Annotated in this window: 15 protein-coding genes, 5 pseudogenes and 1 riboswitch; of the genes and pseudogenes, 10 read left to right on the forward strand and 10 right to left on the reverse strand. The window is 68.8% G+C overall.

Translation table 11 applies throughout. The features are described 5' to 3' along the window. The first annotated feature begins 106 nt into the window (after positions 1-106). Positions 107-1,942: a hypothetical protein gene (locus tag MTP03_RS03960; RefSeq protein ID WP_248490830.1), complete on the forward strand. Its 1,836-nt coding sequence runs from the start codon at positions 107-109 to the stop codon at positions 1,940-1,942. 269 nt (positions 1,943-2,211) lie between these two features. Continuing rightward, positions 2,212-4,631 (forward strand): annotated as a pseudogene (pcrA, locus tag MTP03_RS03965) (DNA helicase PcrA). On the opposite strand, the gene MTP03_RS03970 reads toward pcrA, so the two are convergent. From MTP03_RS03970 to MTP03_RS03990, 4 genes and pseudogenes are all read right to left on the reverse strand, one after another. Further along, positions 4,588-5,367 (reverse strand): enoyl-CoA hydratase/isomerase family protein, encoded by a 780-nt coding sequence (locus tag MTP03_RS03970; protein ID WP_248490831.1) that lies wholly within the window; start codon positions 5,365-5,367, stop codon positions 4,588-4,590. The pseudogene pcrA and the gene MTP03_RS03970 sit on opposite strands and share 44 nt — an antisense overlap. Before the next feature lie 123 nt (positions 5,368-5,490). Next, positions 5,491-7,184 (reverse strand): annotated as a pseudogene (locus MTP03_RS03975) (AMP-binding protein). Then, positions 7,181-9,169, reverse strand: a complete 1,989-nt coding sequence (locus MTP03_RS03985) for a biotin carboxylase N-terminal domain-containing protein (protein WP_248490833.1) — start codon at positions 9,167-9,169, stop codon at positions 7,181-7,183. The pseudogene MTP03_RS03975 and the gene MTP03_RS03985 overlap by 4 nt, the downstream one beginning before the upstream one ends. Before the next feature lie 5 nt (positions 9,170-9,174). Further along, a pseudogene (locus MTP03_RS03990) lies at positions 9,175-10,774 on the reverse strand (acyl-CoA carboxylase subunit beta). A 195-nt stretch (positions 10,775-10,969) separates the two neighbouring features. On the opposite strand from MTP03_RS03990, the gene MTP03_RS03995 reads away from it, so the two are divergent. Then, positions 10,970-11,506 (forward strand): TetR/AcrR family transcriptional regulator, encoded by a 537-nt coding sequence (locus tag MTP03_RS03995; protein ID WP_248490834.1) that lies wholly within the window; start codon positions 10,970-10,972, stop codon positions 11,504-11,506. Here MTP03_RS03995 and MTP03_RS04000 read toward each other — a convergent pair. The 6 genes from MTP03_RS04000 to MTP03_RS04025 form a co-directional block, all read right to left on the reverse strand. Further along, on the reverse strand, positions 11,496-13,223 hold the full coding sequence (locus MTP03_RS04000) for an acyclic terpene utilization AtuA family protein (RefSeq protein WP_248490835.1): 1,728 nt from the start codon (positions 13,221-13,223) through the stop codon (positions 11,496-11,498). The genes MTP03_RS03995 and MTP03_RS04000 overlap by 11 nt on opposite strands. Continuing rightward, positions 13,220-14,053 carry an SDR family oxidoreductase gene (locus MTP03_RS04005; protein WP_248490836.1) on the reverse strand — a complete coding sequence of 278 codons (834 nt, stop codon included), beginning with the start codon at positions 14,051-14,053 and terminating at the stop codon, positions 13,220-13,222. Before MTP03_RS04005 ends, MTP03_RS04000 begins: the two co-directional genes overlap by 4 nt. Positions 14,054-14,271: 218 nt before the next feature. Next, a complete protein-coding gene (locus MTP03_RS04010; protein WP_248490837.1) occupies positions 14,272-14,859 on the reverse strand; it encodes a M23 family metallopeptidase in 588 nt (195 codons plus the stop codon). 220 nt (positions 14,860-15,079) lie between these two features. Continuing rightward, entirely contained in the window at positions 15,080-15,289 is a 210-nt protein-coding gene (locus tag MTP03_RS04015; RefSeq protein WP_248490838.1) for a hypothetical protein, read from the reverse strand. 185 nt (positions 15,290-15,474) lie between these two features. Next, positions 15,475-15,621 carry a hypothetical protein gene (locus MTP03_RS04020; protein ID WP_248490839.1) on the reverse strand — a complete coding sequence of 49 codons (147 nt, stop codon included), beginning with the start codon at positions 15,619-15,621 and terminating at the stop codon, positions 15,475-15,477. Continuing rightward, on the reverse strand, positions 15,618-16,340 hold the full coding sequence (locus tag MTP03_RS04025) for an MgtC/SapB family protein (protein WP_371820881.1): 723 nt from the start codon (positions 16,338-16,340) through the stop codon (positions 15,618-15,620). The genes MTP03_RS04020 and MTP03_RS04025 overlap by 4 nt, the downstream gene beginning before the upstream one ends. A 268-nt stretch (positions 16,341-16,608) precedes the next feature. Further along, positions 16,609-16,777, reverse strand: a riboswitch (M-box (ykoK) riboswitch). Positions 16,778-16,836: 59 nt separating this feature from the next. Here MTP03_RS04025 and MTP03_RS04030 point away from each other — a divergent pair. The 7 genes and pseudogenes from MTP03_RS04030 (at position 16,837) to MTP03_RS04060 (ending at position 25,360) form a co-directional block, all read left to right on the forward strand. Then, a complete protein-coding gene (locus MTP03_RS04030) occupies positions 16,837-17,451 on the forward strand; it encodes a TetR/AcrR family transcriptional regulator (protein WP_248490840.1) in 615 nt (204 codons plus the stop codon). A 164-nt stretch (positions 17,452-17,615) separates the two neighbouring features. Next, positions 17,616-19,148, forward strand: a complete 1,533-nt coding sequence (locus MTP03_RS04035) for an acyl-CoA carboxylase subunit beta (RefSeq protein ID WP_248490841.1) — start codon at positions 17,616-17,618, stop codon at positions 19,146-19,148. Positions 19,149-19,156: 8 nt separating this feature from the next. Continuing rightward, positions 19,157-21,157 carry a biotin carboxylase N-terminal domain-containing protein gene (locus MTP03_RS04040; RefSeq protein WP_248490842.1) on the forward strand — a complete coding sequence of 667 codons (2,001 nt, stop codon included), beginning with the start codon at positions 19,157-19,159 and terminating at the stop codon, positions 21,155-21,157. A 1-nt stretch (position 21,158) separates the two neighbouring features. Beyond that, complete coding sequence (locus tag MTP03_RS04045; protein ID WP_248490843.1) at positions 21,159-22,307, forward strand: acyl-CoA dehydrogenase family protein; 1,149 nt, start codon at positions 21,159-21,161, stop codon at positions 22,305-22,307. Between the two features lie 56 nt (positions 22,308-22,363). Beyond that, positions 22,364-22,834 (forward strand): annotated as a pseudogene (locus MTP03_RS04050) (MaoC family dehydratase); the annotation flags it as partial. A 14-nt stretch (positions 22,835-22,848) separates the two neighbouring features. Beyond that, positions 22,849-23,689: pseudogene (locus MTP03_RS04055) on the forward strand (CoA ester lyase). 45 nt (positions 23,690-23,734) lie between these two features. Then, positions 23,735-25,360, forward strand: coding sequence for an AMP-binding protein (locus MTP03_RS04060; protein WP_248490844.1), 1,626 nt, complete (start codon positions 23,735-23,737; stop codon positions 25,358-25,360). The last annotated feature ends 1 nt before the right edge of the window (position 25,361 follow it).

Here is a 25,361-nt window from a genome sequence, read left to right on the forward strand (position 1 = left end):
CGCAAAGCTTCGGCGATTCGGGCGAAAAACCCACGTTGTGGGGGTAGGTTCCGGTTCGTCCGGATCGATGTGACCGGACTCACTCCAGCCGAAGGGTGTTCTCCCCATGCACGCTGCAGACCAGCGGATCCTTCCTCGCCGTTACGCCGCGCCCGCCGTCGCCATAGTCGCCGCCGCGGCCGTCGCCGTCGCCCCCGTCGCCACCTCGATGGGCGCGGTGGCCGCACCGTCGCTCCCGCCGATCGTCCAGGACCTCGGCGGCGCCGCCAGCGCCGTCGCGAACTGGGCCACCGCGATGGGCCTGAAGTTCGTCACCGATCCCGTCACCGGCCTGACCAAGCTCGTCACCGACCAGGTCGGCAACGCCACGGTGATCGGTGACGTGCTCCTCTCGGGCGGTCAGGATCTCATCGAGGGTGTGACGGAAGGGCTCCCGAAGGCGCTGGCACAGGCGCAGCAGCTGATCGCGGAGGGCAAGCCCGGCGACGCCTGGCAGGCGATCGCGTTCAGCCTCACCGGTCCGATTCTCGGCCAGCTCCTCAACGGTATGACGCCGATCATGAACCAGTTGGGACCGCAGATCGGTCCGTTCGCCGACGCGCTCACGGCCGCGATGCCGTCCATCGTCGGCCTGGTCTTCCCTCTGCTCACGTCGACAATTACCCCGCCGAAGGATGTCCTCACCGGGATCGCCGCAGCGACGCAGGCGTTGCAGGCGGGCGACCCGTTCGGGGCGGTGAACGCGCTGCTCGACACAGCCGCCAAGGTGGGCGAATTCGCGGTGGAAGCGATGTTCGGCGATCTGAGCATCACCAAGGGGCTCGCAGGGCTTTTGCCCGCCGTCCTCTCGGGCCTCGCCGGATCGTCGTGGGCGGACGCGGGGCCATTCACCCTGCCGACCGGCAACACGGTGACGTTCGCGCCGGCTTCCGCGTCCACCCTCGCCGCGTCGCCCACAGCGCTGCCCGACTTCGGCGCGATCGGCACGATTTGGACGGACTCGTTCAAGGGAGTCTTCGACTACCTCAGCGGACCCGCCGGGCTGAGATCAGCGATTGACGCGGTGTTGTCAGGGTTGCCGCAGGGGCAGTTCGCTTCGCCGTACGTCGTGGCGCACGGTGTACTTCTCGCGCCGTTGCTGATGCTGGGCGAACCGGTGATCAAGACCGGCGACATCATCAACCCGTACCTCGGCCCGATCGGCAACGGTATCGGCGGTGCGACGTTCCCGTTGATCATGACGACCCTGGGGATCTACAGCGCTACACGGCTCGCGCCGGAGGCCGCGTTGACGTCGATCGAGAACGTGGGCAAGGCGTTGGCAGCAGGCGATCCGATCGCGGCTCTGCAAGCGGTGATCACCGGAGCGGGTACCACGCTCGCGGAGCTGAACAAGGGCCTGTTCATGTCTGATCCAAATGGTTACCCGGCGTTGTTGCCGAGCCTGGTCAGCATCGCAGAGGGGTTCACCGACGGTGTCCTCGGCAAGACCGAGCCGCTCGATGCGGGTCTCATGCGGACCACCGCCGCCACCGACGTCGATGCAGCCGGTGCGGACGAGGCAGTGGGTGGCGACACGGCGGCCGGTGCCTCCGGCGGGGATGCGGCGGGTGAGGATGCGGCGACCGGAGGCGGCGCACCGTCGGAGGCCGGGACGCCCGTGGGGGAGACGGAGGCCCCTGCCGAGGGTGCGGGGACGCCGGCTGAAGGAGCGGCCGCTCCTGACGACGAGGCGCCGGCTGAAGAGGCTCCCGCAGAGGAGGTGGCGGAGGCCCCCGCTGCTTCCGAGGAGGTGACGGGTACCGACGAAGCGACCGATGCCGACACCGCAGGTACCGGTACCGACGCAGCCGGCACCACGGGTGATACCGACACTGCGGGTAAGGACACCGCGGACACCGCGGACACCGCGGATTCCGAGGAGACCGCCGCCGCGGCCTAATCCACATCTGTCGCCGGCGGGCGGAACGGGTACCTGAAGCCGGTAACACCCAAATTGCGCATGAACACCCTGCACGCAGGGGGTTCATGCGCATTTCGGGTGTCTGGACCGCTGTCGGCGGGCGGAATGGGTGTCTGGACCGCTGCTGGCGGGCGGAATGGGTGTCTGGATCGCTGTCGGCGGGCGGAACGGGTGTCTGAACGCCTCTAAACATGTCGCGGCCACGTGCTCCGAAACCTGTCACCCGCCCCGGCTACTCTGGACGGGAGATGAATGACCCAGCACCGCAGCAGTCCGGACTCCGCCAGCGCCAGCCCTTCACCCGCCCCAGCCAGCGGCACAAGGCGCAGCAGGAACGCGGCCAGGAACTGCTCGAGGGGCTGAACCCGCAGCAGCGGGCCGCGGTGCTCCATGAGGGATCGCCGCTGCTCATCGTCGCGGGCGCGGGGTCGGGCAAGACGGCGGTGCTCACCCGCCGCATCGCCTACCTGCTGGCCGCGCGCAACATGCACCCCGGCCAGATCCTCGCGATCACGTTCACCAACAAGGCGGCGGCGGAGATGCGCGAGCGCGTGGCGCAGCTCATCGGCCCGCGCGCGAAGGTCATGTGGGTGTCCACGTTCCACTCCACCTGCGTGCGCATCCTCCGCGCGCAGGCGGGCCTGCTGTCGGGCATGAACTCGAACTTCTCGATCTACGACGCGGACGATTCCCGGCGTCTGCTCACGATGATCGTCAAGGACATGGGGCTGGACGCGAAGAAGTTCGCCCCGCGCGCGCTCGCCACCCACATCAGCAACCTCAAGAACGAGCTGATCGATCCGGAGCAGGCCTCCGCGGACGCGGCGAAGACGGGGGAGCCGTTCGCGGTCACCGTCGCCGAGGTGTACGGCACGTACCAGTCCCGGCTGCGCGGTGCGAACGCCTTCGACTTCGACGACCTGATCGGCGAGACGGTGGCGCTGCTGCAGTCGCACCCGAACGTCGCGCAGTACTACCGCCGCCGGTTCCGGCACGTGATGGTGGACGAGTACCAGGACACCAACCACGCGCAGTACGTGTTGGTCCGCGAGCTGGTCGGGTTGGAGACCGACGCGGACGGCGTGGAGCCCAGCGAGCTGTGCGTCGTGGGCGACGCGGATCAGTCGATCTACGCCTTCCGCGGCGCCACGATCCGCAACATCGAGGAGTTCGAGCGGGACTTCCCGAACGCGGAAACCATTCTGCTGGAACAGAACTACCGCTCCACGCAGACCATCCTCTCGGCCGCCAACGCGGTCATCTCCCGCAACGCGGGTCGCCGGGAGAAGAAGCTCTGGACCGACCAGGGCGACGGTGCGCTCATCACCGGTTACGTGGCCGACAACGAGCACGACGAGGCGAGTTTCGTGGTCTCGGAGATCGACGCGCTGGCCGACCGGGGCGCCAAGTACAGCGACGTCGCGGTCTTCTACCGCACTAACACCGCCGCCCGCGTGTTGGAGGAGGTGTTCATCCGCCACGGCGTCCCGTACAAGGTGGTCGGCGGGGTGCGCTTCTACGAGCGCAAGGAGGTCCGTGACCTCGTCGCGTACCTGCGCGCCATCGACAACCCGAACGACACCGTCAGCCTGCAGCGCATCGTCAACACCCCGCGCCGCGGCATCGGCGATCGCGCCCAGGCGTGTCTCACGGTGCACGCCGAGAACCGCGGGGGCACGTTCGCGAGCGCCATCGAGGACGCGGTGGACGGCACCGTCGCCATGCTGAACCCGCGCTCGCGCAACGCGATCGCCACGTTCGCCGGCCTCATGGCCGACCTGCGTCGCGTCGCCGCCGACGAGGATCAGGACCTGGGCGACCTGCTCGACGCCGTCGTCGAGAAGACGGGCTACCGGGCCGAGCTGGAGGGCTCGTCCGACCCGCAGGACGGCGCGCGGCTCGAGAACATCGAGGAGCTGATCAGCGTCGCGCGCGAGTTCTCGGCGCAGGACTTCACCGACGTCCAGGTCGACGAGGGCAGCCCCGAGCCGGGCTCACTGGCCGCGTTTCTCGAGCGCGTCTCGCTGGTTGCGGACGCCGACCAATTGCCGGACGGCGACGCCGGCGTGGTCACCCTCATGACGCTGCACACGGCGAAGGGCCTCGAGTTCCCGGTGGTCTTCGTGACCGGCTGGGAGGACGGGCAGTTCCCGCACATGCGCGCGCTGGGCGACGAGTCCGAACTGGCCGAGGAGCGCCGCCTGGCCTACGTCGGTATCACCCGCGCGCGCGAGCGGCTGTACGTCAGCCGCGCGATGATCCGCTCCGCCTGGGGCGATCCGATGCAGAACCCAGAGTCGCGTTTCCTCCAGGAGATCCCGCAGCACCTCATCGACTGGCGCCGAACCGAGCCGCGCCGCAGCCAGTTCGGCGGCTCGCGCGGCGTGTTCGGGCAGGACCGGCAGTCCTGGGGCGGTCAGTACGGGGCCGGGCCCGGTCCCAGGGCTCCGACGGTGCCTGGCAGCCCAAGCGGGCCCCGAAGCCGTCGCGGCGCGCCAACAAGCTGTCGCTGGCCGTGGGCGACCGGGTGTCGCACGACTCGTTCGGCCTGGGCACCGTCACCGCCATCACGGGCGCCGGTCCGATGGAGCGTGCCACGTTCGACTTCGGGTCGTCGGGCACCGTCACCCTGATGACGTTCGGCGGGCTGCCGATGGAGAAGCTGTAGGTCCATCGAACAGGCTCCGGATGCGGTTGCGGGCGTCGTCGGTTTGGCACAGGGCGCGCTGCGCGGCCTGCTCGCGGGCGAGGTGCTCCGGGAACGAGAGCGTCGCGCCGTCACGAATGAGGCATTTGGCCGCGGCGAACGCCTGGCGAGGACCATCAGCCAGTGTGCGGGCCAACTCATCCGTGGCCGAAGCCAGGTCTGCGTCGGGTACCACGCGCGAGGCGATGCCGATCCGGAGTGCTTCCGCGGCGTCGACGACCCGATTCGTGAGGATCAGATCCAGTGCCGTCCGAGCGCCGACCAGACGCGGCAACGTGTATCCGACACCGCAGTCGGTCGCCAGGCCGATGCGACCGAATCCCGTCATGAACTTGGCCGACTCCGCCGCGATGACGAGATCCGCGGCGCACAGCAGTCCGAGCCCGCCGCCGACGGCGTACCCCTGCGCCACGGCGATCACCGGAATGCTCAGACCGGCGATCGTGGCCACCACCTGATGCAAGCGATCAGTCATGTCTACGGTCAGTCGGTCGGCGACATCACGGTCACCGGCCAGTGGCGCCACGTCGCCGCCGGCGGAGAAGTTGCGTCCTCGGGCATCGAGCACCAGGACACGGACGGTCTCGTCGGCGGCGCAGACAGCTGTGGCTTCGATCAGCGCGTCTGCGAGGGCGCGGTCGAGCGCGTTCGACCGGTCCGGCCGATTCAGCGTGATGCGGGCGATCCCGCCGGTCATCGACCAGAGGACGTCGGGTGCTGCGATGTCGTGACGATCAGTCATGACAGTCATGAGCCGGCCGGTTGAGAGTGACGTGGAGGGCGTCGCCGCGGTGCTCGACGAGGACGGCGTCGTCCGGACTCATGATTCTCTCCGGGTGCTCGTGACTGCGGGAGCAGGCTCATGGACGCCGTCGATCAGGGTCGCGGCGTAGAGGTCCTCGATGTCGGCGGCGTACTTCTCGTTCAGCACACGGCGCTTGAGCTTGCCCGTAGGGGTGACCATCGGCGTGCCCGGATGCCAGCCCTCGGGCACGATCTTGAACCGCTTGATCTGCTCGATGCGCGACAGGTGCGCGTTTCCATCCGCGACGGCTTGCCGGATGGTCGCCACCACGACCGGATCGTGGTACAGGTCATCGCCGGTGGCGGTGACGCCCAGATCCGGGGCGACCTCCGCCTCGATCGTGATCAGCGCGACGTTGAACGGACGATTGTCCCCGTATACCATCATCGGGCCCACCAGCCGAGAGGCGTCGCGCACAGCGCCCTCGATGTTGCTCGGGGACATGTTCTTTCCGCCGGAGTTGATGATCAGCTCCTTCTTCTTGTCGATGATCGAGTAGTAGCCCTCGTCGTCGACGGCGAAGATGTCGCCGGTGTGCAGCCATCCGTCCTGGTCGATCGTGTCGGCGGTCTTGACCGGATCCTTCCGGTAGCACTTCATCAGAAAGTCTGCCCGCACCAGCATTTCGCCGTCCGCAGCCAGTCGGCACTCGTAGCCCTCCATCGGGAAACCGACGGTGCCCGCCTTCGCCAGCTCGATCGGAGCCGCGGTCGCGATCCCGATCTCGGACATGCCCCAGATGTCGGTCGTGGGGACACCGATCTTGTTGAGGAAGGCCAGCACCTCGGCGTTGAGGGTCGCTGAACCCGACAGCGCCCATCGCAGCTCGTCGAAGCCGAGTCGAGAGCGGATGGCGCTGAGTACGGCATCGTCACCTCTATCGAACGCTGCCTGCAAGGCCGGGTCGGCGGCCAGCGCGGCCTCGGCGCCCTGCTTGAGCTTCTCCCACACCCGCGGCACCGCCGCGAAGGTCGTCGGACGGACTTGCGCGAGCGCTGCCCCGAGGTCGGCCATGTTCGGGCACATCGTGATCGCCGCGCCGTAGATCGAGTGGAAGTAGTACAGGATGCCGCGGTCGGCCAGATGGGCGGTGGGCAGGTACGACACCGCCCGGTCGTCAGGAGTAATGGGGAAGCGAGCGACATGCGAGCGTCCCATCGCGAGGAAGTTGTCGTGGGTGTGTTCAACTCCTTCGGCGGCCCCGTCGTGCCCGAGGTGTAGATCAGGCACAGGGTGTCGTCGGGCCGGACCGCTCGCCAGGCGGCGTCGAAGTCGAAGCCCTTCTCCGGGCGGAGCCGGTCGACGTCGCCGTCCTCGATGACCAGGACGGGGATGTCGGTACCCGAGTCACGGACGTTGTCGGCGAATTGCCGTTCAGTGACGACGATCCGGGCGTCGGAGTTATCCAGCATGTAGCGGACTTGCTCGGGGGAGCTCGTGTTGTAGATGGAGAACGTGGTGACTCCGAGATGGTTCGCGGCCATCTCGCAGAGAGCGTGTTCGGCACGATTGGCGAGCAGCGCGGCGAGGGTGTCGCCGCGTCGCAGGCCCAGGGCTGCGAGCCCGCCCGCGATGCGCTCCACCTCAGCACCGTACTGTCCCCAGGTCAGATCGATCGAGCCGTCCAGGTTCCGGAGTGCGGAAGCGTCGGGCCGGGTGCGGACGTGTCGTTGAAATGCTTCGGGGATGGTGGTCGGCTCGGTGGTCACAGCTGGTTCCCTTCTCGTGGATTGTCGATGATGGCCAGCACATGATCGGCGTCGATCTGTTGGCCCGCGGATACCGCCAGGAGCGACACCGTGCCGTCGTGGGGTGCGCTCATCGTGACTTGCATCTTCATAGCTTCGAGGACGACGACCGGGGCACCGGCGATCACCTCGTCGCCCTTAGCCACGTGGACGGACGTGACGAGGGCCGGCATCGGCGCGACCAGTGATCCGTCGGGCAGGTCTGAACCCGGGTCACGGAAACGGGGTACTTCCCGCAGGCTCACCGCCCCGAGGGCCGAGTCGACGTCGATGCGGTCGTTCGCAACCGAGACGGCGAACCGGTGGCGGGCGCCATCGACGTCGAGTTCGACTGCGTCCGCAGTGGATTCGGTCACTCGCGCATCTGTCAGGTCGGTGCCGGCCGCCGAGACGCGGTACCCGTCGCGGGTGTTCCGGTACTCGACCTCGATCTCCTCGTCGCCGGCGAGGTACGCGGTGCGCTGTGGCATCGACGGAACGTTGCGCCAGCCCGACGGCAGGTCGGCTCCGACTCGGGCCCGCGCGTGCCGGTCGGCGGCTTGGGCCAGGGCAGCGGCCACCGCGGACAGTCGAATGTCATCGGGGCCGGCCAACGGCGCGAAGACCTCGGGTCCGTTGTTGCGGGTGAAGAACGCAGTATCGATCTCGCCCGCCAGGAACTCCGGGTGGCGCAGTACGCGGACGAGCAGGTCCCGGTTGGTGACCGGTCCGTGCAGGTGCGCGTGAGCGAGCGCACCGGACAGGATGCGGGCGGCCTCCGTGCGGGTCGGCGCCCACGCGATCACCTTGGCGAGCAGGCCGTCGTAGTGCACGCCGATGGTATCGCCCGCCCCGAAGCCACTGTCCACCCGCAGTCCCGGCAGATCAGGAATCGCGAACTCACTGTGGCTGTCGACGAAATCGAACTCGTGGATGGGCCCGTTGGTCGGCATCCAGTTGTTCGCCGGGTCCTCGGCGACGAGCCGCGCCTCGATGGCGTGGCCGTTGAGTGCGGGTATCGAGGTCTGCGGAAGCGCTGCGCCCTCAGCGATGCGGATCTGCCAGGCAACGAGGTCGAGGCCGGTGACGCATTCCGTGACGGGGTGCTCGACCTGCAGTCGGGTGTTCATCTCCAGGAAGTAGAAGCGGCCGCGATTGTCGGCCAGGAACTCGACTGTGCCCGCGCCGACGTAGTCGACGGCTTTCGTCGCGAGAACGGCCGCCGAGCAGAGTCGCTCACGTAGTTCGGTGTCCACCATGGGAGAGGGCGACTCTTCGATCACCTTCTGGTGGCGGCGCTGGATCGAGCATTCACGCTCGGCGAGCGGCCAGACATTGCCATGGGTATCGGCGAGGATCTGAACCTCGATATGTCGGCCGTCGGCGATGTAGGGCTCGCAGAAGACCGTCGGATCGCCGAATGCGGAAGCCGCCTCGCTGCGGGCGGCCTCCACCGCCGCCGGCAACTCCGCAAGTGAATCGACCACGCGCATGCCTCGGCCGCCACCTCCGGCGGAGGCCTTGACGAGGACCGGCAGGTCGTCGACGGTGACGGTCGCCGGGTCGAGCTCGGACAGGACGGGGACGCCGGCGGCACCCATCAGCCTCTTGGACTCGATCTTCGATCCCATCGCCTCGATCGCCTTCGCGGGCGGACCGATCCAGGTGAGCCCGGAGTCGGTCACGGCGCGAGCGAAGGCGGCGTTCTCGGACAGGAACCCGTAGCCCGGGTGGATCGCGTCGGCTCCGGAACGCCGCGCGGCGTCGAGGATGAGGTCGATCCGGAGATAGGTATCCGCGGGGGTGCTGCCCGGCAGGCCGACGACCACGTCGGCGTCGCGTGCGTGCGGAGCCCGGGCGTCCGCGTCGGACGCGACTGCGACGGTGGTGATGCCCCTGCGGCGCGCGGTCCGGATGACGCGGCGTGCGATCTCACCGCGGTTGGCAACGAGGATTCGGTTGATCATGTGACTCACATCCTGAAGACGCCGAAGGCGTTCTTGGCGCCCTCGACCGTCTCGTTGTCGATGACGGATAGACACAGTCCGAGCACGGTGCGGGTGTCGCGGGGGTCGATGATTCCGTCGTCGAACACCTTCCCGGACATGAACGGGGCCAATGACTCCGTATCGATCTGGGATTCCACCTTGGCGCGGAGCTCCTCGTCGGCGCTCTCGTCGAACGCGACGCCTCGTGCTGCGGCGGCCTGCCGCGCGACGATCGACATGACGCCGGCAAGCTGTGTACCGCCCATGACGGCGGTCTTGGAGTTGGGCGGAGAACAGGAACCTCGGGCCGTATGCGCGACCGCACATTCCGTAATTGCCGGCGCCGTAGGATGCCCCGAGGTTGACGGTCAGGTGGGGTACGCGGGAGTTGGAGACCGCGTTGATCATCATCGCGCCGTGCTTGATGATGCCGTTCTGCTCGTACTCCTTGCCGACCATGAAGCCGGTGACGTTCTGCAGGAACAGCAGCGGCACGTCGATCTGGTTCGCCAGTTGGATGAACTGGGTGGCCTTCTGTGCCTCCTCGCTGAACAGCACGCCGCGGGCGTTGGCGAGGATCCCGACCCGGTAGCCGTGCAGGGTCGCCCAACCGGTGACGAGGCTGGTGCCGTAGAGCGGCTTGAACTCGTCGAATCGGGACCCGTCGACGAGGCGAGCTATCACCTCGAGCGGGTCGAAGGGCTGTTTGAGGTCGGTGGGGACGATGCCGAGCAGGTCGTCGGCGTCGTACTTGGGCGGATCGACGGGGACCGCCGGTCCGGGACCGCGCTTTCGCCAGTTGAGACGCGAGACGATCTGGCGGCCGATCCGAATGGCGTCCGTCTCGTCGACGGCGAGGTAGTCGGCGAGGCCGGAGGTGCGTGCGTGCATCTCGGCGCCTCCGAGCGACTCGTCGTCGGACTCCTCGCCGGTGGCCATCTTCACCAGCGGGGGGCCGGCGAGGAACACCTTGGCGCGCTCCTTGACCATCACGGTGTAGTCGGACATGCCGGGAACGTAGGCGCCGCCCGCGGTCGAGTTCCCGAAAACGAGCGAGATCACCGGCCGACCGGTCGCGGACGCCTGGGTGAGATCGCGGAACTGGCGACCGCCGGGCACGAAGATCTCGCTCTGGGTCGGGAGGTCGGCACCTCCGGACTCCACCAGGCAGATCAGGGGGAGGTTGTTCTCGCGTGCTATGTCGAAAAGGCGCAGGAACTTCCGCACGGTGTACGGATTCCCGGTTCCACCCTTGACGGTCGGCTCATGCGCGAGGATCGCGCACTCCACACCCTCGACGATGCCGATGCCGGTCACCAGCGATGCGCCCACATGGAAGTCGGTGCCCCACGCGGCGAGCGGGGAGAGCTCGAGGAACGGGGAGTCCCGGTCGATGAGCATCTCGATGCGTTCGCGGGCGAGGAGTTTGCCGCGCGCGCGATGGCGATCGACGTAGCGGGCGCCACCGGCGGAGACGGCCTTCGCATGCTCGGCGTCGATGTCCGCGATGCGCTCGAGCAGCTCGGTGTGGCGAGACCGAAAGCGCTCATCGGCGGTGTCGACGGCGGTCGTCAGGACTGGCATGATCCGCCTCCCTGGAGGATTAAAATAAACTAGGCATCATTAATATAATGGGTACATAGACTCGACTGCAAGGAATTCGTCAGAATTGAGGATCACGTGAGCCGATCGTCGGGGAGTGCAGCGCCCAAGCGGGGACGATCCCCGGGGCGGCCCAGGACCGCCGAGGGGCTCGATACCCGCGCCGAGTTGATCCGAGTGGCCCGGGAGCTGTTCGCGAGCCAGGGGTATGCGGGCACGTCGGTGTCGGAGATCGCCCCGCGGGCCGATGTGAGCGTGCCGGTGCTGTATCAGAGGTTCGGCAGTAAGGCCGGGCTCTTCGTCGCCGTGGCTGAGGACGTCTACGAGTTGGGTATCACGAGGCTCAACGCAGCCATCGACGGTATCGAAGACTTCGACGAGGCGGTTTCCGCAGCTCTGCGCGAGTTCGCGGGCCTGTACGCGATGGATCCGTCGCTCGCCGCGATGGTGGTCACCGTGCTGGTCGAGGCCGAACGCAACGACGAGTTGTCGGGCGATCTGAAGCCCTTGCTCCGGCAGCTGCGCGGATTCGCCGACAGGCTGGCGGCGCTGGCGCCCCCGGAGCGCGTGGCCGGCGACGAGGAGCGGCGGGATCTGTCCCGTGCCCTCGTCGCCGTGCTCAGCGGGCTGATGGTGTCATCGATGCAGATGCATCGTGCCGAGGACTACGAACGGCTTGTCGACGCGATCCGAGCGCTGGTGGTTAGACGTTGAGTAGATCTGTGGGCACGTCGAGATGGCGGGCGAGCAGCCATTCCCCCAGGCCCTTGGCCTGGGGGTCGAATCGCGCGTTGTAGGCCACCCCTTCACCGAGCAGGCCCTCGATGACGAAGTTCACCGCTCGTAGGTTCGGCAGGACCACCCGCTTGATCGGTAGGGCGGCCGTCTCGGGGAGGAGTTCGTGGATCTTGTCGATCGTGAGTGCGTTCACGAGCCAGGCCCACTGCTCGTCCGTGCGGACCCATACCCCGATGTTCGCGTTGGGCCCCTTGTCTCCTGATCGGGCCAGCGCCACCGCACCGAGCTCGACTCGGCGGGTCCCGCCCGGCGTCGGGGCAGGGGGGACGTCGGGTGTCGCGACCTCGTCGAGAGCCCGCGTGGTGCCCGCGGGCGGGACGGTCGTCCGTGTGCCGTCGGGGAGCACGGCAACGTGCTCGACGAGACTCGCGTCGACGTAGCCGGGGGTGAACACCCCGTACGGCGAAGCGTCGCGCGGCGGATTCGCGAGGAAGAACCCCGGGTAGCCGGCGAGCGCGAGCTCCACGGCGGTCCCTGAGAACGCGCGGCCGACCTTCTTCGGGTCCGTATCGCGCACCACGCATTTGAGGATTGCGGACGCCCGTTGTTCGGTGTCCGCATCGGGCGTGTCGGTGCGAACCAGCTCCCAGTCGAGGTCGGTGGGCCGGTCGTGCAGCCACGACTCGAGCTGCTGACGGGTCAGGGCGGCCTTCGCGTCGATGTGACGGCCCACGAGTAGGAACTCCATCTCGTTCCGGAAGCCGCCGAATCGATTGAGCGAGACCTTCAACTGTGGTGGCGGGGCTTCGCCGCGGACGCCGGTGATCAGGACACGGTCGGGCCCATCGCTGCTGACATCGATGGTGTCGAACCGTGCGGTCGCGTCCGGCCCGGCGTATCGGGCGGTCTGAATCTCGTAGAGCAACTGTGCCGTGACGGTGTCGACGGTGACGGCACCGCCCGTACCCGGGTGCTTGGTGATGACCGAGGAGCCGTCCCCGCGGACCTCCGCGATGGGGAAGCCGGGCCGAGCCAGGTTCTCGAGCTCGGTGAATGCGCAGAAGTTGCCGCCGGTGGCCTGGGTACTGCACTCGATGACGTGGCCGGCGACCATCGCTCCGGCGATGGCGTCGAAATCGTCTCGGTCCCAGTTGAAGTGGGCGGCAGCAGGCGCCACGGTCAGGGACGCGTCCGTGACTCGGCCTGTCACGACGACGTCGGCTCCGGCCCGCAGGCACTCCACGATGCCCCAGGATCCCAGGTAGGCGTTCGCGGCGATAGGCGCGCCCAGGCCGAGTTCGGGTGCGCGCGAGGTGAGATCGTCCCCCTCGACGTATGCGATACGCGCAGGGACGGCGAGTTCCTGGGCGAGCTCGCGCAATCGGGCTGCGAGTCCCGACGGGTTCATCCCGCCTGCGTTGACGACGATCTGTACGTTCTTCTCGTATGCCGAGGCGAGGGTCTCGCGCATCTGTGTGAGGAAGGACTTCGCATAGCCGCCGTCGGGGTTCTTGATGCGGTCCCTCGCGAGGATGAGCATGGTGAGCTCGGCCAGGTAGTCGCCGGTCAGCACATCGATCTCGCCGCCGTCGAGCATCTCTCGGACGGCGCTGTGGCGGTCGCCGTAGAAGCCGGAGCAGTTGCCGATTCGGAGGACGTCCCGGTCGGCGCCGAGCGGTCGCGGTGTGGTCATGAGGTGACTCCTTGGGGTTCGAGTTCGAGCCAGGCGCGGTGCAGCATTCCGAAGCCGGCGAGGCCGAAGCCGCCGTCGACGATCACCTGACTGCCGGTGATGTAGTTGCCGAGTGGAGACGCGAGTACCGCCGCCATCACGCCGATGTCGGTGGTGGTGCCGAATCGGCCGAGGGGCACCGCCCGGCGCCATTCCTCGGAGCCCACCTCGGCGGACAGACGGTCGAGGCCCTCGGTTGCCGCGATCGGGCCGGGAACGATGGTGTTGGCCCGGATGCCGTATCGGCCCCATTCGAGCGCCAGGTTCTTCGCGAGGTTCTCGATGCCGGCCTTCGCGGCACCCGCGTGCGCTTGGTTGGGTGTGCAGCAATAGGCCTGACCGGCGGAGACGAAGACGATCGAACCGGATGTCCGCTGGAGCTGCTCGAACGCGGCGCGGGCGGTGTTGAAGCTGCCGAGCAGGTCGATATCGATCACCGTCCGGAAGCCGTTGGCGCTGATCTTCTCGGCAGGTGCGTTGAAATTGCCTGCGGCGCCGGCGATGACGGTAGTGACCGGCCCGAACGCCTCGCACGTGCGGGCCAGTGCCGCAGCGAGCGCGTCATGGTCGCGAACGTCGGCGACGGTGTGCAGTACGTCGGCTCCGAACTGTCGCAGATGCTCGGCTGCGGATGCGAGTTTCGCCTCGGTGCGGCCGCAGATCGAGACCTTCGCGCCGGTTCGTGCGAAGGTCTCGGCGATGCCCAGGTTGATGCCGGTGGCACCGCCTGTGACGAAGACCGTGCTGTCGCTGTGCAGCGTCGGCGAGAGGAGGGTGAGGAGATCAGTCATTGAGGGTCCTTTGCTGAACGGCGGTAAGCATCTAGTTGTTCAGTACGACTGCGGGAGGCCGGGTGTCCAACTAGCTCATAATATTAATGAGGACTAATTTATATTAGATCGCGCTCGTGCGCTAGGGGCGATTCACTCGACGGGTGACCCGATTGCGACGAGGTTCGGGTACGCGAAAGGCGCCCCGGTGATCCGGGGCGCCTTTCGCGTGGAGAGTCTTAGACGTGCACGCCGCGCTCGGCCAGCCAGCTCTGCGGGTCGAGCTTGGCGCCGCCGAGGGCGTGCACCTCGAAGTGCAGGTGCGGGCCAGTGGAGTAGCCGTTGTTGCCGACCCAGCTGATCAGGTCGCCGGCCTTCACGGTCTGCCCGGCCTGGACGTTGACGTTGTACATGTGGCCGTAGACCAGCACCGTGCCGTCGGACAGGCGGATCTTGATCCAGATGCCGAAGCCCGACGCCGGGCCGGAATCGGTGACCACGCCGTCGGCGGCCGCGAACAGCGGAGTGCCGAGCGGGGCGGCGAGGTCGAGGCCGCCGTGCATGGCGCCCCACCGGGTGCCGAAGTTCGACGTGAGGGTGGCGCCGTTCACGGGGGCGGTCACCTTCGGGCGCATGGAGTCGATGATGCGCTTGTCGTCGGCATCCTTGCGGGCCTTGCCTCCGGCGAGCCCGGCGGCGAACTGGTCCATGTCCTGCGCGGGCGGCAGCGGGGCGGCGCGGCCGGCATTGTGCTCGGGGCCGGTGGGCGCAGCGGCGGGTTGCTGCGCGGTGGCGGGGGCGTCGTCCGTGGCCGTCGCGCTGGACACGGCGGCGCCGGCGACAGTGGCGCCCGCGGCGGCGCGAGCAGCGTGGCGCGACCCTTGAGCGAGTGCGGCGCGGCGGGGACCCGGTGCTTGCCACCACGGCGGACCGGGGCGAGGACGGGCTCCGGAGCGGTCTCCGGCTCGGCGAGGAGGGCGGTGTCCGCATCCTCGTCCAGGGCCGGACCGTCGAAGCGTGGGGTGCCGGTGAACAGCACCTCGGGGATCATGAGGTCCTGCGTGACCTCGGGCTCGAGGGGCGGTAGACCAGGGCCGACTCGCCCTCGGGGGCGTCGGCCCAGGTCTCGGCGTACGCGGCCTCAAGGCGGGCTTCGAGCTCGTCGAGGGGGATGATCGCGGTGATCGACTCATTGTCGAGAACCTGCGTAGCGCCCTGACGGCGCCCCGCGCGAAGTTCCTCGCGACTCTGTGTCATAACTCGCCTACTCCAACCGTAAAACCGCACTTCGGGCCACTCGGTGATCTGACGATGTCCTCATCGTGACCGCTCTGTGACCCGCGTCCCGTCGACGATAACGAAATGATTGCGACGAGACAACCTGTAGGGGTGCCGACACACTGAATGTGTTCTTGGTCACAATGCGATCACAAACCGCCGGATCACGATGCATCATCGCAGGTACGGGCGGCTTCGGCCGCCGTTCGTACGTAGCGATAAGGCTCGCCACGCCTGCGCAGGTCGCGGCCCATCGCGACGTTGCGATCGCAGCGCCGCGCGCCGAGCGGGCGAACGGTCACGGTGCTCACAGGTCCGACTCCTCTCGCTCGGGCAGCGCGTCCCACCGCACCGCCGTGACCGACGGGTCCATGCTGAGTTGGCTGATCGCCGACTCCAGCGCCCGGTCGTCGCGCTCCTCGGCGGTCAGGGTGGCCCGCACTTCGACCCGGCCGTCGGCGGTGTCCACGCTGCTGATGGACTGCAGGTGGAAGACGGTGCGGCTCAGGGCCTGTACGAGCATGACGCGGACGTGCGCCTCGTTCTCGTCGCGGGTGACGGCGACGAACTCGTAGCGGCTCGGCGCCTCCTTCCCGGTGTCCGGAGCGCGGTCCACGACGTGGCCCACCGAGCGGAGCGCAGTGTTCACCCCGATCACCACCGCCGTGCCGATCGCGGCGGGCGCGTACATGCCGGCCCCCGCGATCGCGCCCACGGCGGCGGAGCACCACAGGGTGGCGGCGGTGTTCAGGCCGCGCACGGTGAGGCCGTCGCGGAGGATCACTCCGCCGCCGAGAAAGCCGATGCCGGACACGATCTGTGCCGCGACGCGGGTGGGGTCGCCGCCGGCGAATCCGTAGGCGGACAGGACGACGAAGAGCGCGGAGCCCACCGAGACCAGTGCGTTGGTGCGCAGGCCCGCCATGCGGGCGCGGTACTGGCGCTCGAGGCCGATCAGGGTGCCGAAGCCGACGCCCGCCGCGATGCGCAGCAGCATGTCGAGCAGGGCGATGTTCGAGGTGACGTGCATGATGGTCTCCCGTTTCCGGGCACGCGTCGGCGCGCCGGGGCGCGCGGCCGCGGCGGTGACGGGGTGCTGTCTGTCAAGTGGGGCGGGTGCGGCCCGGTCGGCCCGACGGTGCGCCGTCGGGCCAGGGGCTCATACCCGGATCGCGGTGCGCTCAGCGGCTTTCCACGGTGATGCGGGAAAGGCCGGGCGATCGACTAGGACTGTCGTCGGGCATTGCATCACCTCCGCGGGTGGACGTTTCCGCGCGCCGGGAGGAGAGTGACGAAAGTGCGCCCCTCCACGTCAGACCTTCAGCACTTCGCGGCGTGAACCCGTGAACGGGAGCCAATCGGGGAGCACCCTTAATCCGGATGCGCCTGTCCTGACCCGGGGCGTCTCTCGACGTTCGGGGTCGCTGGCCTGTTTCCGCGAAGGAGCCTCAGCGAACGATTGGCGCCTTGCGGATCAAGCATGACACGGGACCGGAAGCGGGGCAAGCCGAGTAGTGTGGCGCGCCATGGAGGTACCGACATCCCGGCTGCCCGGCGCGACGGCGCGCGAGGCGGGGACGGCGCGCGAGCGCGCGAAGGCGGCCCGCCGGCGCGAACTGCTCGCCGCGGCAGCCTCGCTCATGGCCGAGCGCGGCTTCGCCGGCGTGCGTCTCGAGGACATCGGTGCCGCCGCGGGAGTCTCCGGCCCGGCCATGTACCGCCACTTCGCCGGCAAGCAGGACGTGCTCGCGGCGCTGCTCGTGGAGATCTCCGAGTACCTGTACGACGGTGGCCGCCGGGTCGCGGAGGAGCGGGCCGGCGATCCGCGGCAGGCGTTGCGCGATCTCGTCGACTTCCACGTGGACTTCGCGGCCTCGGAGCCCGACCTGATCCGTGTGCAGTACCGCGACATGTGGTCGCTCGCGCCGGAATCGGCGCGCCGCGTGCGCCGGCTGCAGCGGCAGTACGTGGAGATCTGGACCGATGCGCTCACCGCCCTCGGCGGCGATCCGGTCGACAACCGGGCCGTCGTGCACGCCGTCTTCGGACTGATCAACGCCGCCCCGAGTCTGCCGGCGCTGCCGCAGCCCCGGCTCCGCACGCTGCTGCGCGACAAGGCCCTCGCCGCCCTGGGTGTCTGACCCGCCGCGCACCGTCGCACCCCACTCGATTGAACACTGTGACGGATTTCCCGACCTGCGGTTTTCCGGTCCGTAACGGTGTTCAATCGATGCAGGTAGACAGGTGGCGCGCGTCACAGCTACTCTGGGTTTCAGTTAATGATGAATAACCCAAAGGAGCGGGCGTGACATTCCGTGAGGAGCACGAGGCGAACGTGGCCGACCTGCGGCAGCGGCTCGACAGGGTGGCGCAGGGCGGCGGCGAGCGGGCCCGCGCCAGGCACGTGGGTCGCGGAAAGTTGCTGGTCCGCGAGCGGATCCGGCGGCTGCTGGACACGGGTAGCCCGTTCCTGGAGGTCGCGCCGCTGGCGGCCGAGGACATGTACGACGGCAAGGCCCCGTCCGCCGGCGCCGTCGCGGGTATCGGCACCGTCTCCGGGCGTCAGGTGATGATCGTCGCCAACGACGCGACGGTCTCCGGCGGCACCTACTACCCGGTCACCGTGAAGAAGCACCTGCGCGCGCAGGAGATCGCGATGCAGAACCGGCTGCCCTGCGTGTACCTCGTGGACTCCGGCGGCGCCATGCTGCTGAACCAGGACGAGGTCTTCCCCGATCGGGAGCACTTCGGCCGCATCTTCTACAACCAGGCGACCATGAGCGCGGCGGGCATCCCGCAGATCGCGGCGGTGCTGGGCAGCTCCACCGCGGGCGGCGCCTACGTGCCCGCGATGAGCGACGAGACGATCATCGTGCGCGACCAGGGCACCATCTTCCTGGCCGGCCCGCCGCTGGTGAAGGCGGCCACCGGTGAGGACGTCACCGCCGAGGACCTCGGCGGCGGCCTCATGCACTCCACCAAGTCCGGCGTCACCGATCACCTCGTCGATTCCGACGACGAAGCGCTGGAGAAGGTGCGCCAGATCGTCGGCCGCCTCGGCCCCGTCGGCGAGCGGCAGTGGGAGGTCCGCCCGGCGCTGCCGGCCCGCCGCCCGCAGACGGACCTGTACGACGTGGTGCCGACCGATCCGAAGATCGGCTACGACGTCCGCAAGCTCATCGAGATCATCGTCGACGACGGCGAATTCGACGAGTTCAAGGAGCACTTCGGCACCACCATGGTGACCGCGTTCGCCCGGATCCACGGCCACCCGGTGGGGATCATCGGGAACAACGGCGTGATCTTCGCCGAGGCCGCGCAGAAGGGCGCGCACTTCATCGAGTTGTGCGACAAGCGCCGTATCCCGCTGGTGTTCCTGCAGAACATCACCGGATTCATGGTGGGCCGCCAGTACGAGGAGGGCGGCATCGCCAAGCACGGCGCCAAGATGGTCACCGCCGTCGCGTGCGCGCGCGTCCCCAAGTTCACCGTGATCGTGGGCGGCTCCTTCGGCGCGGGCAACTACTCGATGTGCGGCCGCGCCTACTCGCCGCGCTTCCTGTGGATGTGGCCCAACGCGCGGATCTCCGTGATGGGCGGCCCTCAGGCGGCCGACACCCTTGGCTCCGTGCGCCGCGAGCAGGAGGGAATGGAGGAGTTCAAGCAGGGCGTGCGCGATCAGTTCGAGCGGCAGTCCCAGGCCTACTACTCCACGGCACGGCTGTGGGATGACGGCGTGATCGATCCCGCCGACACCCGCACCGTCCTCGGCCTCGCGCTCGAGGCGGCGTCCCGCACGCCGCTGGCCGAGGTCTCCTACGGCGTCTTCCGGATGTGATGAGAGACATGAGCAAAATCGAGAAGGTCCTGATCGCCAACCGCGGCGAGATCGCCTGCCGCGTCATCGATACCCTGCGCACCCTGGGCATCGCCAGCGTCGCGGTGTACTCGGATGCGGACGCCGACGCACGTCACGTCCGGCTGGCCGACGAGGCCGTGCGCCTCGGCCCGGCCGCCGCCACCGAGAGCTACCTGCGCATCGACAAGGTCGTCGAGGCGGCCCGCGCCACGGGCGCCGATGCGGTGCACCCCGGCTACGGGTTCCTCTCGGAGAACGCGGCGTTCGCCCGGGCACTCACCGAGGCGGGCATCGAATTCCTCGGCCCGCCCGTCGAATCCATCGAAACGATGGGCGACAAGATCACCGCGCGCGCGGCGGTCGTCGAGCGCGACGTGCCCGTGGTCCCCGGCATCAGCCGCCCGGGCCTGACGGACGCCGACCTCATCGACGCGGCCGAGGGCATAGGCTTCCCCGTGCTCATCAAACCCAGTGCGGGCGGCGGCGGCAAGGGCATGCACCGCGTGGAGGACCCGGCGGACCTGCCGGCCGCGGTCGCGGCCGCGCGCCGCGAGGCGGCCGCTGCGTTCGGCGACGACGCGCTGTTCATGGAGCACTTCGTGGACACCCCGCGCCACATCGAGGTGCAGGTGTTGGCGGACAAGCACGGCAACGTGATCCACCTCGGCGAGCGCGAGTGCTCGCTGCAGCGCCGACACCAGAAGGTGATCGAGGAGGCGCCGTCGGCCCTGCTCGACGACGCCACCCGCGCCGAGATCGGCCGTGCCGCCTGCGATGCCGCGCGTTCCGTGGGCTACACCGGCGTCGGTACCGTCGAGTTCATCGTCTCGGCCAGGCGTCCCGACAAGTTCTTCTTCATGGAGATGAACACCCGGCTGCAGGTCGAGCACCCCGTCACCGAACTGGTGACTGGGGTCGACCTGGTGGAGCAGCAGATCCGCGTCGCCAACGGCGAGGTGCTGGCGCTGACCCAGGATGACATCGTGCTCACCGGGCACGCCGTCGAGGCCCGCGTCTATGCCGAGGATCCGGCGGCGGGGTTCCTGCCCACCGGCGGAACCGTGACGGCCCTGCGGTATCCGCGCAGCGACCGTCGCGGCCCGGTCCGCGTCGACACCGGCATCGAGGCCGGGAGCGTGGTCGGCAGCGACTACGACCCGATGCTGGCCAAGGTGATCGCGCACGCCGACGACCGCGAGCAGGCGCTCCGGCGGCTCGACGAGGCGCTCGCCGGGACGCAGCTCACGGGCCTGCGCACGAACGTCGACTTCTGCCGGTTCGTGCTGAACGACGCCGACGTGGTCGCGGGGCGGCTCGACACGGAGCTGCTGGATCGCCTGGCGCCCACCTACACCCGCTCGAATCCGACGGTGCGCGCCTACGCGGCCGCGGCGGTGACCGCCGTTGCCGCGGCCCGCGGCGAGGGACCGTGGGGCACGGAGATCGGCTGGCGCATCGGGGGCGCGCGGCCCACGGTCGTGCGGTTCTCCGCGAGCGGTGCGGATGTCGACGGTGACTCGGGCCCGGTCCACGTGTCCGTCCTCGGCGACGCGGTGAGGGTGCGCGGCCAGGCCGAGGACTCGACGCTCGACTGGTCAGGCACGGCCCGCATCGTCGGCGAGCGCCTCGTGGTGGACGGCTACTCCAGCCCGGTCACCGTCGCGCTCGATCACGGAACCTATTGGGTCAGTGGCGAGGACGGGACGTACGAGCTGCCGCTCGCGAAGTCTCGGTCCAAGGACCGGGACGGAGCGCATGGCGGCGAGGTGACCAGCCCCATGCCGGGAGCCGTCGTCGCGGTGCCGGTGCAGGACGGACAGACGGTGACCAAGGGCGAGACCCTGGTGATCATCGAGGCGATGAAGATGGAGCAGCCGCTGGCCGCGCCGCACGACGGTGTGGTGTCGATCGCGGTGCGTGCAGGAGACAAGGTGACCGCGGCCCAGGTGCTCGCGACCGTCACGGCTACCGAAACGGAAGAGAACTGACATGGAACTGACCCAGGACTACGCCGACCTGCGGGACACGGTGCGCGACTTCGCCAACCAGGTGGTCGCGCCCGTCTCGGCGAAGCACGACGAGGAGCACTCCTTCCCGTACGAGGTCGTCAAGCAGATGGGGCAGATGGGCCTGTTCGGCCTTCCGTTCCCCGAGGAGTACGGCGGCATGGGCGGCGACTACTTCGCCCTCGCCCTCGCGCTGGAGGAGCTCGGCCGCGTCGACCAGTCGGTCGCGATGACGGTGGAGGCCGGCGTCGGCCTCGGCGCCATGCCGATCTACAAGTTCGGCACCGACGAGCAGAAGCAGAAGTACCTGCCGTCGCTGGCCGCCGGCGAGAACCTGGCCGGCTTCGGCCTCACGGAGCCGGGCTGCGGCTCGGACGCCTCCGGCACCCAGACCACCGCCAAGCTCGACGGCGACGAGTGGGTCATCAACGGCTCCAAGCAGTTCATCACCAACTCGGGCACCGACATCACCAGCCTGGTGACCGTGACCGCGGTGACCGGCACCAAGCCGGACGGCCGCAAGCAGATCTCGACCATCATCGTGCCCAGCGGCACGCCCGGGTTCACCGTGGAGCCCGCGTACAACAAGGTCGGCTGGAACGCCTCCGATACGCACCCGCTGAGCTTCTCCGACGTGCGCGTCCCGAAGGAGAACCTCCTCGGCGAGGAGGGCCGCGGCTACGCGAACTTCCTCTCGATCCTCGACGAGGGCCGTATCGCCATCGCCGCCGTCGCGACCGGCGCCGCGCAGGGCTGCGTCGACGAGTCGGTGAAGTACGCCAAGGAGCGCAACGCCTTCGGCAAGCCGATCGGCGAGTTCCAGTCGATCGCCTTCGCCATCGCCCGGATGGAGGCGCGGGCGCACACCTCGCGCGTCGCCTACTACGAGGCGGCCCGGCTGATGCTCGCCGGGAAGCCCTTCAAGAAGGAGGCCGCCATCGCCAAGATGATCTCCTCCGAGGCGGCGATGGACAACGCGCGCATGGCCACCCAGATCCATGGCGGCTACGGCTTCATGAACGAGTACCCCGTCGCGCGGCACTACCGCGACTCGAAGATCCTCGAGATCGGCGAGGGTACCACCGAGGTCCAGCTCATGCTGATCGCTCGCTCGCTGGGGCTGCAGGCGTGACCGGCGGGCAGGAGGCCGCAGGCCGACCGGGGGATGTCACAGCCGAGCAGGAGCCCGTGCGGCGGGTCACTCAGCGCGGCCTGTGGTTCGACGAGTTCGAGGACGGGGTGCTGTACGAGCACCGGCCCGGCGTCACCGTCACCGAGGCGGACAACATGCTGTTCACCAAGCTGACCATGAACACCCAGGCGCTGCACTTGGACGCGCACTGGTCCGCGCAGCAGCCGGGCTTCGGCGGCCAGCGGCTGGTGAACTCGATGTACACGCTCTCCACGCTGGTGGGCCTTTCCGTCGCGCAACTCACCCAGGGCACGCTGGTCGCGAACCTGGGCTTCTCCGAGATCGCCTTCCCCGCGCCGGTCTTCGCCGGCGACACCCTGTACGCGGAGACGCTGTGCACGGGCAAACGGGAGTCGAAGTCGCGGCCCGGGGAGGGCATCGTCAACCTGCGGCACGTCGCGCGGAACCAGGACGGCGCCGTCGTCGCGGTGGCCGAGCGGTCCACCCTGGTTCGCCGGGCACCGTCGGGCGAGGGGAGTAGATGTTCCACCACGACGGGCGCGACGCCCCGGCTTGGCGGCCGCCCGGCGCCGCGATCCTGTTCTGCCCGGCGGACCGGCCCGAGCGGTACGCGAAGGCGGCGGAACGCGCCGACGCGGTGATCCTCGACCTCGAGGACGCGGTGACGGCCGACGCGCGGCCAGCGGCCCGAGGCCCTGATCGACAACGACCTCGACCCGGCGACGACGATCGTGCGGGTGAACGCCTTCGGCAGCTACGACTTCGCCGAAGACATCGAGGCGCTGCGCCGCACGGCCTATCGTGTGATCATGCTCGCGAAGACCGAGTCGGCGCACCAGCTGGACGGGCTGGCGCAGCTGGACGGTGTGCAGGTGATCGCGCTGATCGAGACGCCGCTGGGCGCCGTCAACGTGAACGAGATCGCGGCGCATCCGCGGTGCATCGGCCTGATGTGGGGTGCGGAGGACCTGGTTGCCGCGATGGGCGGCAGGTCCAGCCGGTTCGCGAACGCGCGGTACCGCGACGTTCCACGGCACGCGCGCGCGGCGACGGCGCTCGCCGCCGCCGCACACGGCAAGTTCGCGCTGGACGCGGTGCACATCGACATCGCCGATACCGCGGGTCTCGCCGAGGAGGCCGAGGACGCCGTGGCGCTGGGCTTCGCCGCGACCGTGTGCATCCACCCGTCGCAGGCCGCGGCGATCCGCGCTGCCTACCGCCCAACGGACGACGAGATCGCCTGGGCCCGCGAGGTGCTCGAGGCGGAGGCGGGCAACAACGGCGTCTTCTCGGTGCGCGGACAGATGATCGACGCGCCGCTGCTCGCGCAGGCCCGCGCGATCATCGCCAGGACCGATTAGACGGCGCATCGTGCCGGCCAGAACACCACCAGGAGCGTGCAGAAGATGACCAGTCCGTCCTACGACCGCGGCGAGGCGACACCCGAGCTGCTGACCTACACGATCGGCGCCCAATTGGAGGTCACGGCCGACCGGTTCGGCGACCGCCCCGCGCTGGTGGACGCCCCGTCGGGACGGCGGTGGACGTACGCCGAGCTGCTCGCGGACTCCCGGGCCTTCGCCGCGGGGCTGCTGCGGGCCGGGATCCGCCGGGGCGATCGCGTGGGCGTGTGGGCACCCAACACCCCGGAGTGGGTGATCGTGCAGTTCGGTACCGCCCTGGCCGGGGTGATCCTGGTGAATCTCAACCCCGCCTACCGGCAACGGGAGCTGGAGTACGCGCTGAACCAGTCGGGGATCACCGCGGTCTACACGATGACCGCGTTCAAGACCTCCGAGTACGCGGCGATGCTGGACGCGGCGCGGCCCGAGGCACCGTCGTTGCGTGACGTGGTGACCTTCGGCTCGCCCGAGTGGGAGGCCTACCTGACTCCCGCCACCGACGAGGAGCTGGGCACGCTCGCGGACCTCGGCGACGAACTGCGCGCCGACGATCCGATCAACATCCAGTACACCTCGGGCACCACGGGATTCCCCAAGGGCGCCACGCTGACCCACGCGAACATCCTCAACAACGGCTACCTCGTGGGCGAGCTGCTGAACTACACCGAGCAGGACTCGATCTGTATCCCGGTGCCCTTTTACCACTGCTTCGGGATGGTGATGGGCAACCTCGCGGCGATCACGCACGGCGCCGCGATGGTGATCCCGGGGCCCGCGTTCGTGCCGCAGGACGCACTGGCCGCCGTCGCCGCGGAGAAGTGCACCAGCCTCTACGGCGTGCCCACCATGTTCATCGCGGAACTGGCTCTCGCCGAGTTCGATTCGTACGACCTGTCGAGCCTGCGCACCGGCATCATGGCCGGCTCGCCGTGTCCGGAAGAGGTCATGCGCAAGGTGGTCGACCGGATGGGCATGACCGAGGTGTCGATCTGCTACGGCATGACGGAGACGTCGCCGGTCTCGACCCAGACGCGGGTCGACGACGCGCTGGAGCTGCGCGTCGGCACCGTCGGGCGGGTGGGGCCGCACCTGGAGATCCAGGTGATCGACCCGATCGACGGCACTGTGATGCCCCGTGGCGAGGTCGGGGAGCTGTGCACCCGTGGCTATTCCGTGATGAAGGGCTACTGGAACAACGAGGAGAAGACCGCGGAGGCGATCGACGCAGACGGCTGGATGCACACCGGCGACCTGGCGACCATGGACGACGACGGTTACGTCCGGGTCACCGGTCGGATCAAGGACATGGTGATCCGTGGTGGCGAGAACATCTACCCCCGCGAGATCGAGGAGTTCCTCTACACCCACCCGGACATCCTCGACGCGCAGGTGATCGGCGTGCCCGACGAGAAGTACGGCGAGGAGCTGATGGCCTGGATCCAGCTCCGCGAGGGCGTGGAGTCGTTCACCGTCGAGGACCTGCGGGCGTTCGCGGAGGGGAAGATCGCGCGGCACAAGATCCCGCGCTACGTGCACGTGGTATCGGCCTTCCCTATGACGGTATCGGGAAAGATCCGCAAGGTGCAGATGCGAGAAGAGTCCGTGACGCTGCTCGGTCTGGAAGGCTGAC

It is taken from the genome of Tsukamurella sp. PLM1, from assembly GCF_023168325.1.
Taxonomy (GTDB): domain Bacteria; phylum Actinomycetota; class Actinomycetes; order Mycobacteriales; family Mycobacteriaceae; genus Tsukamurella.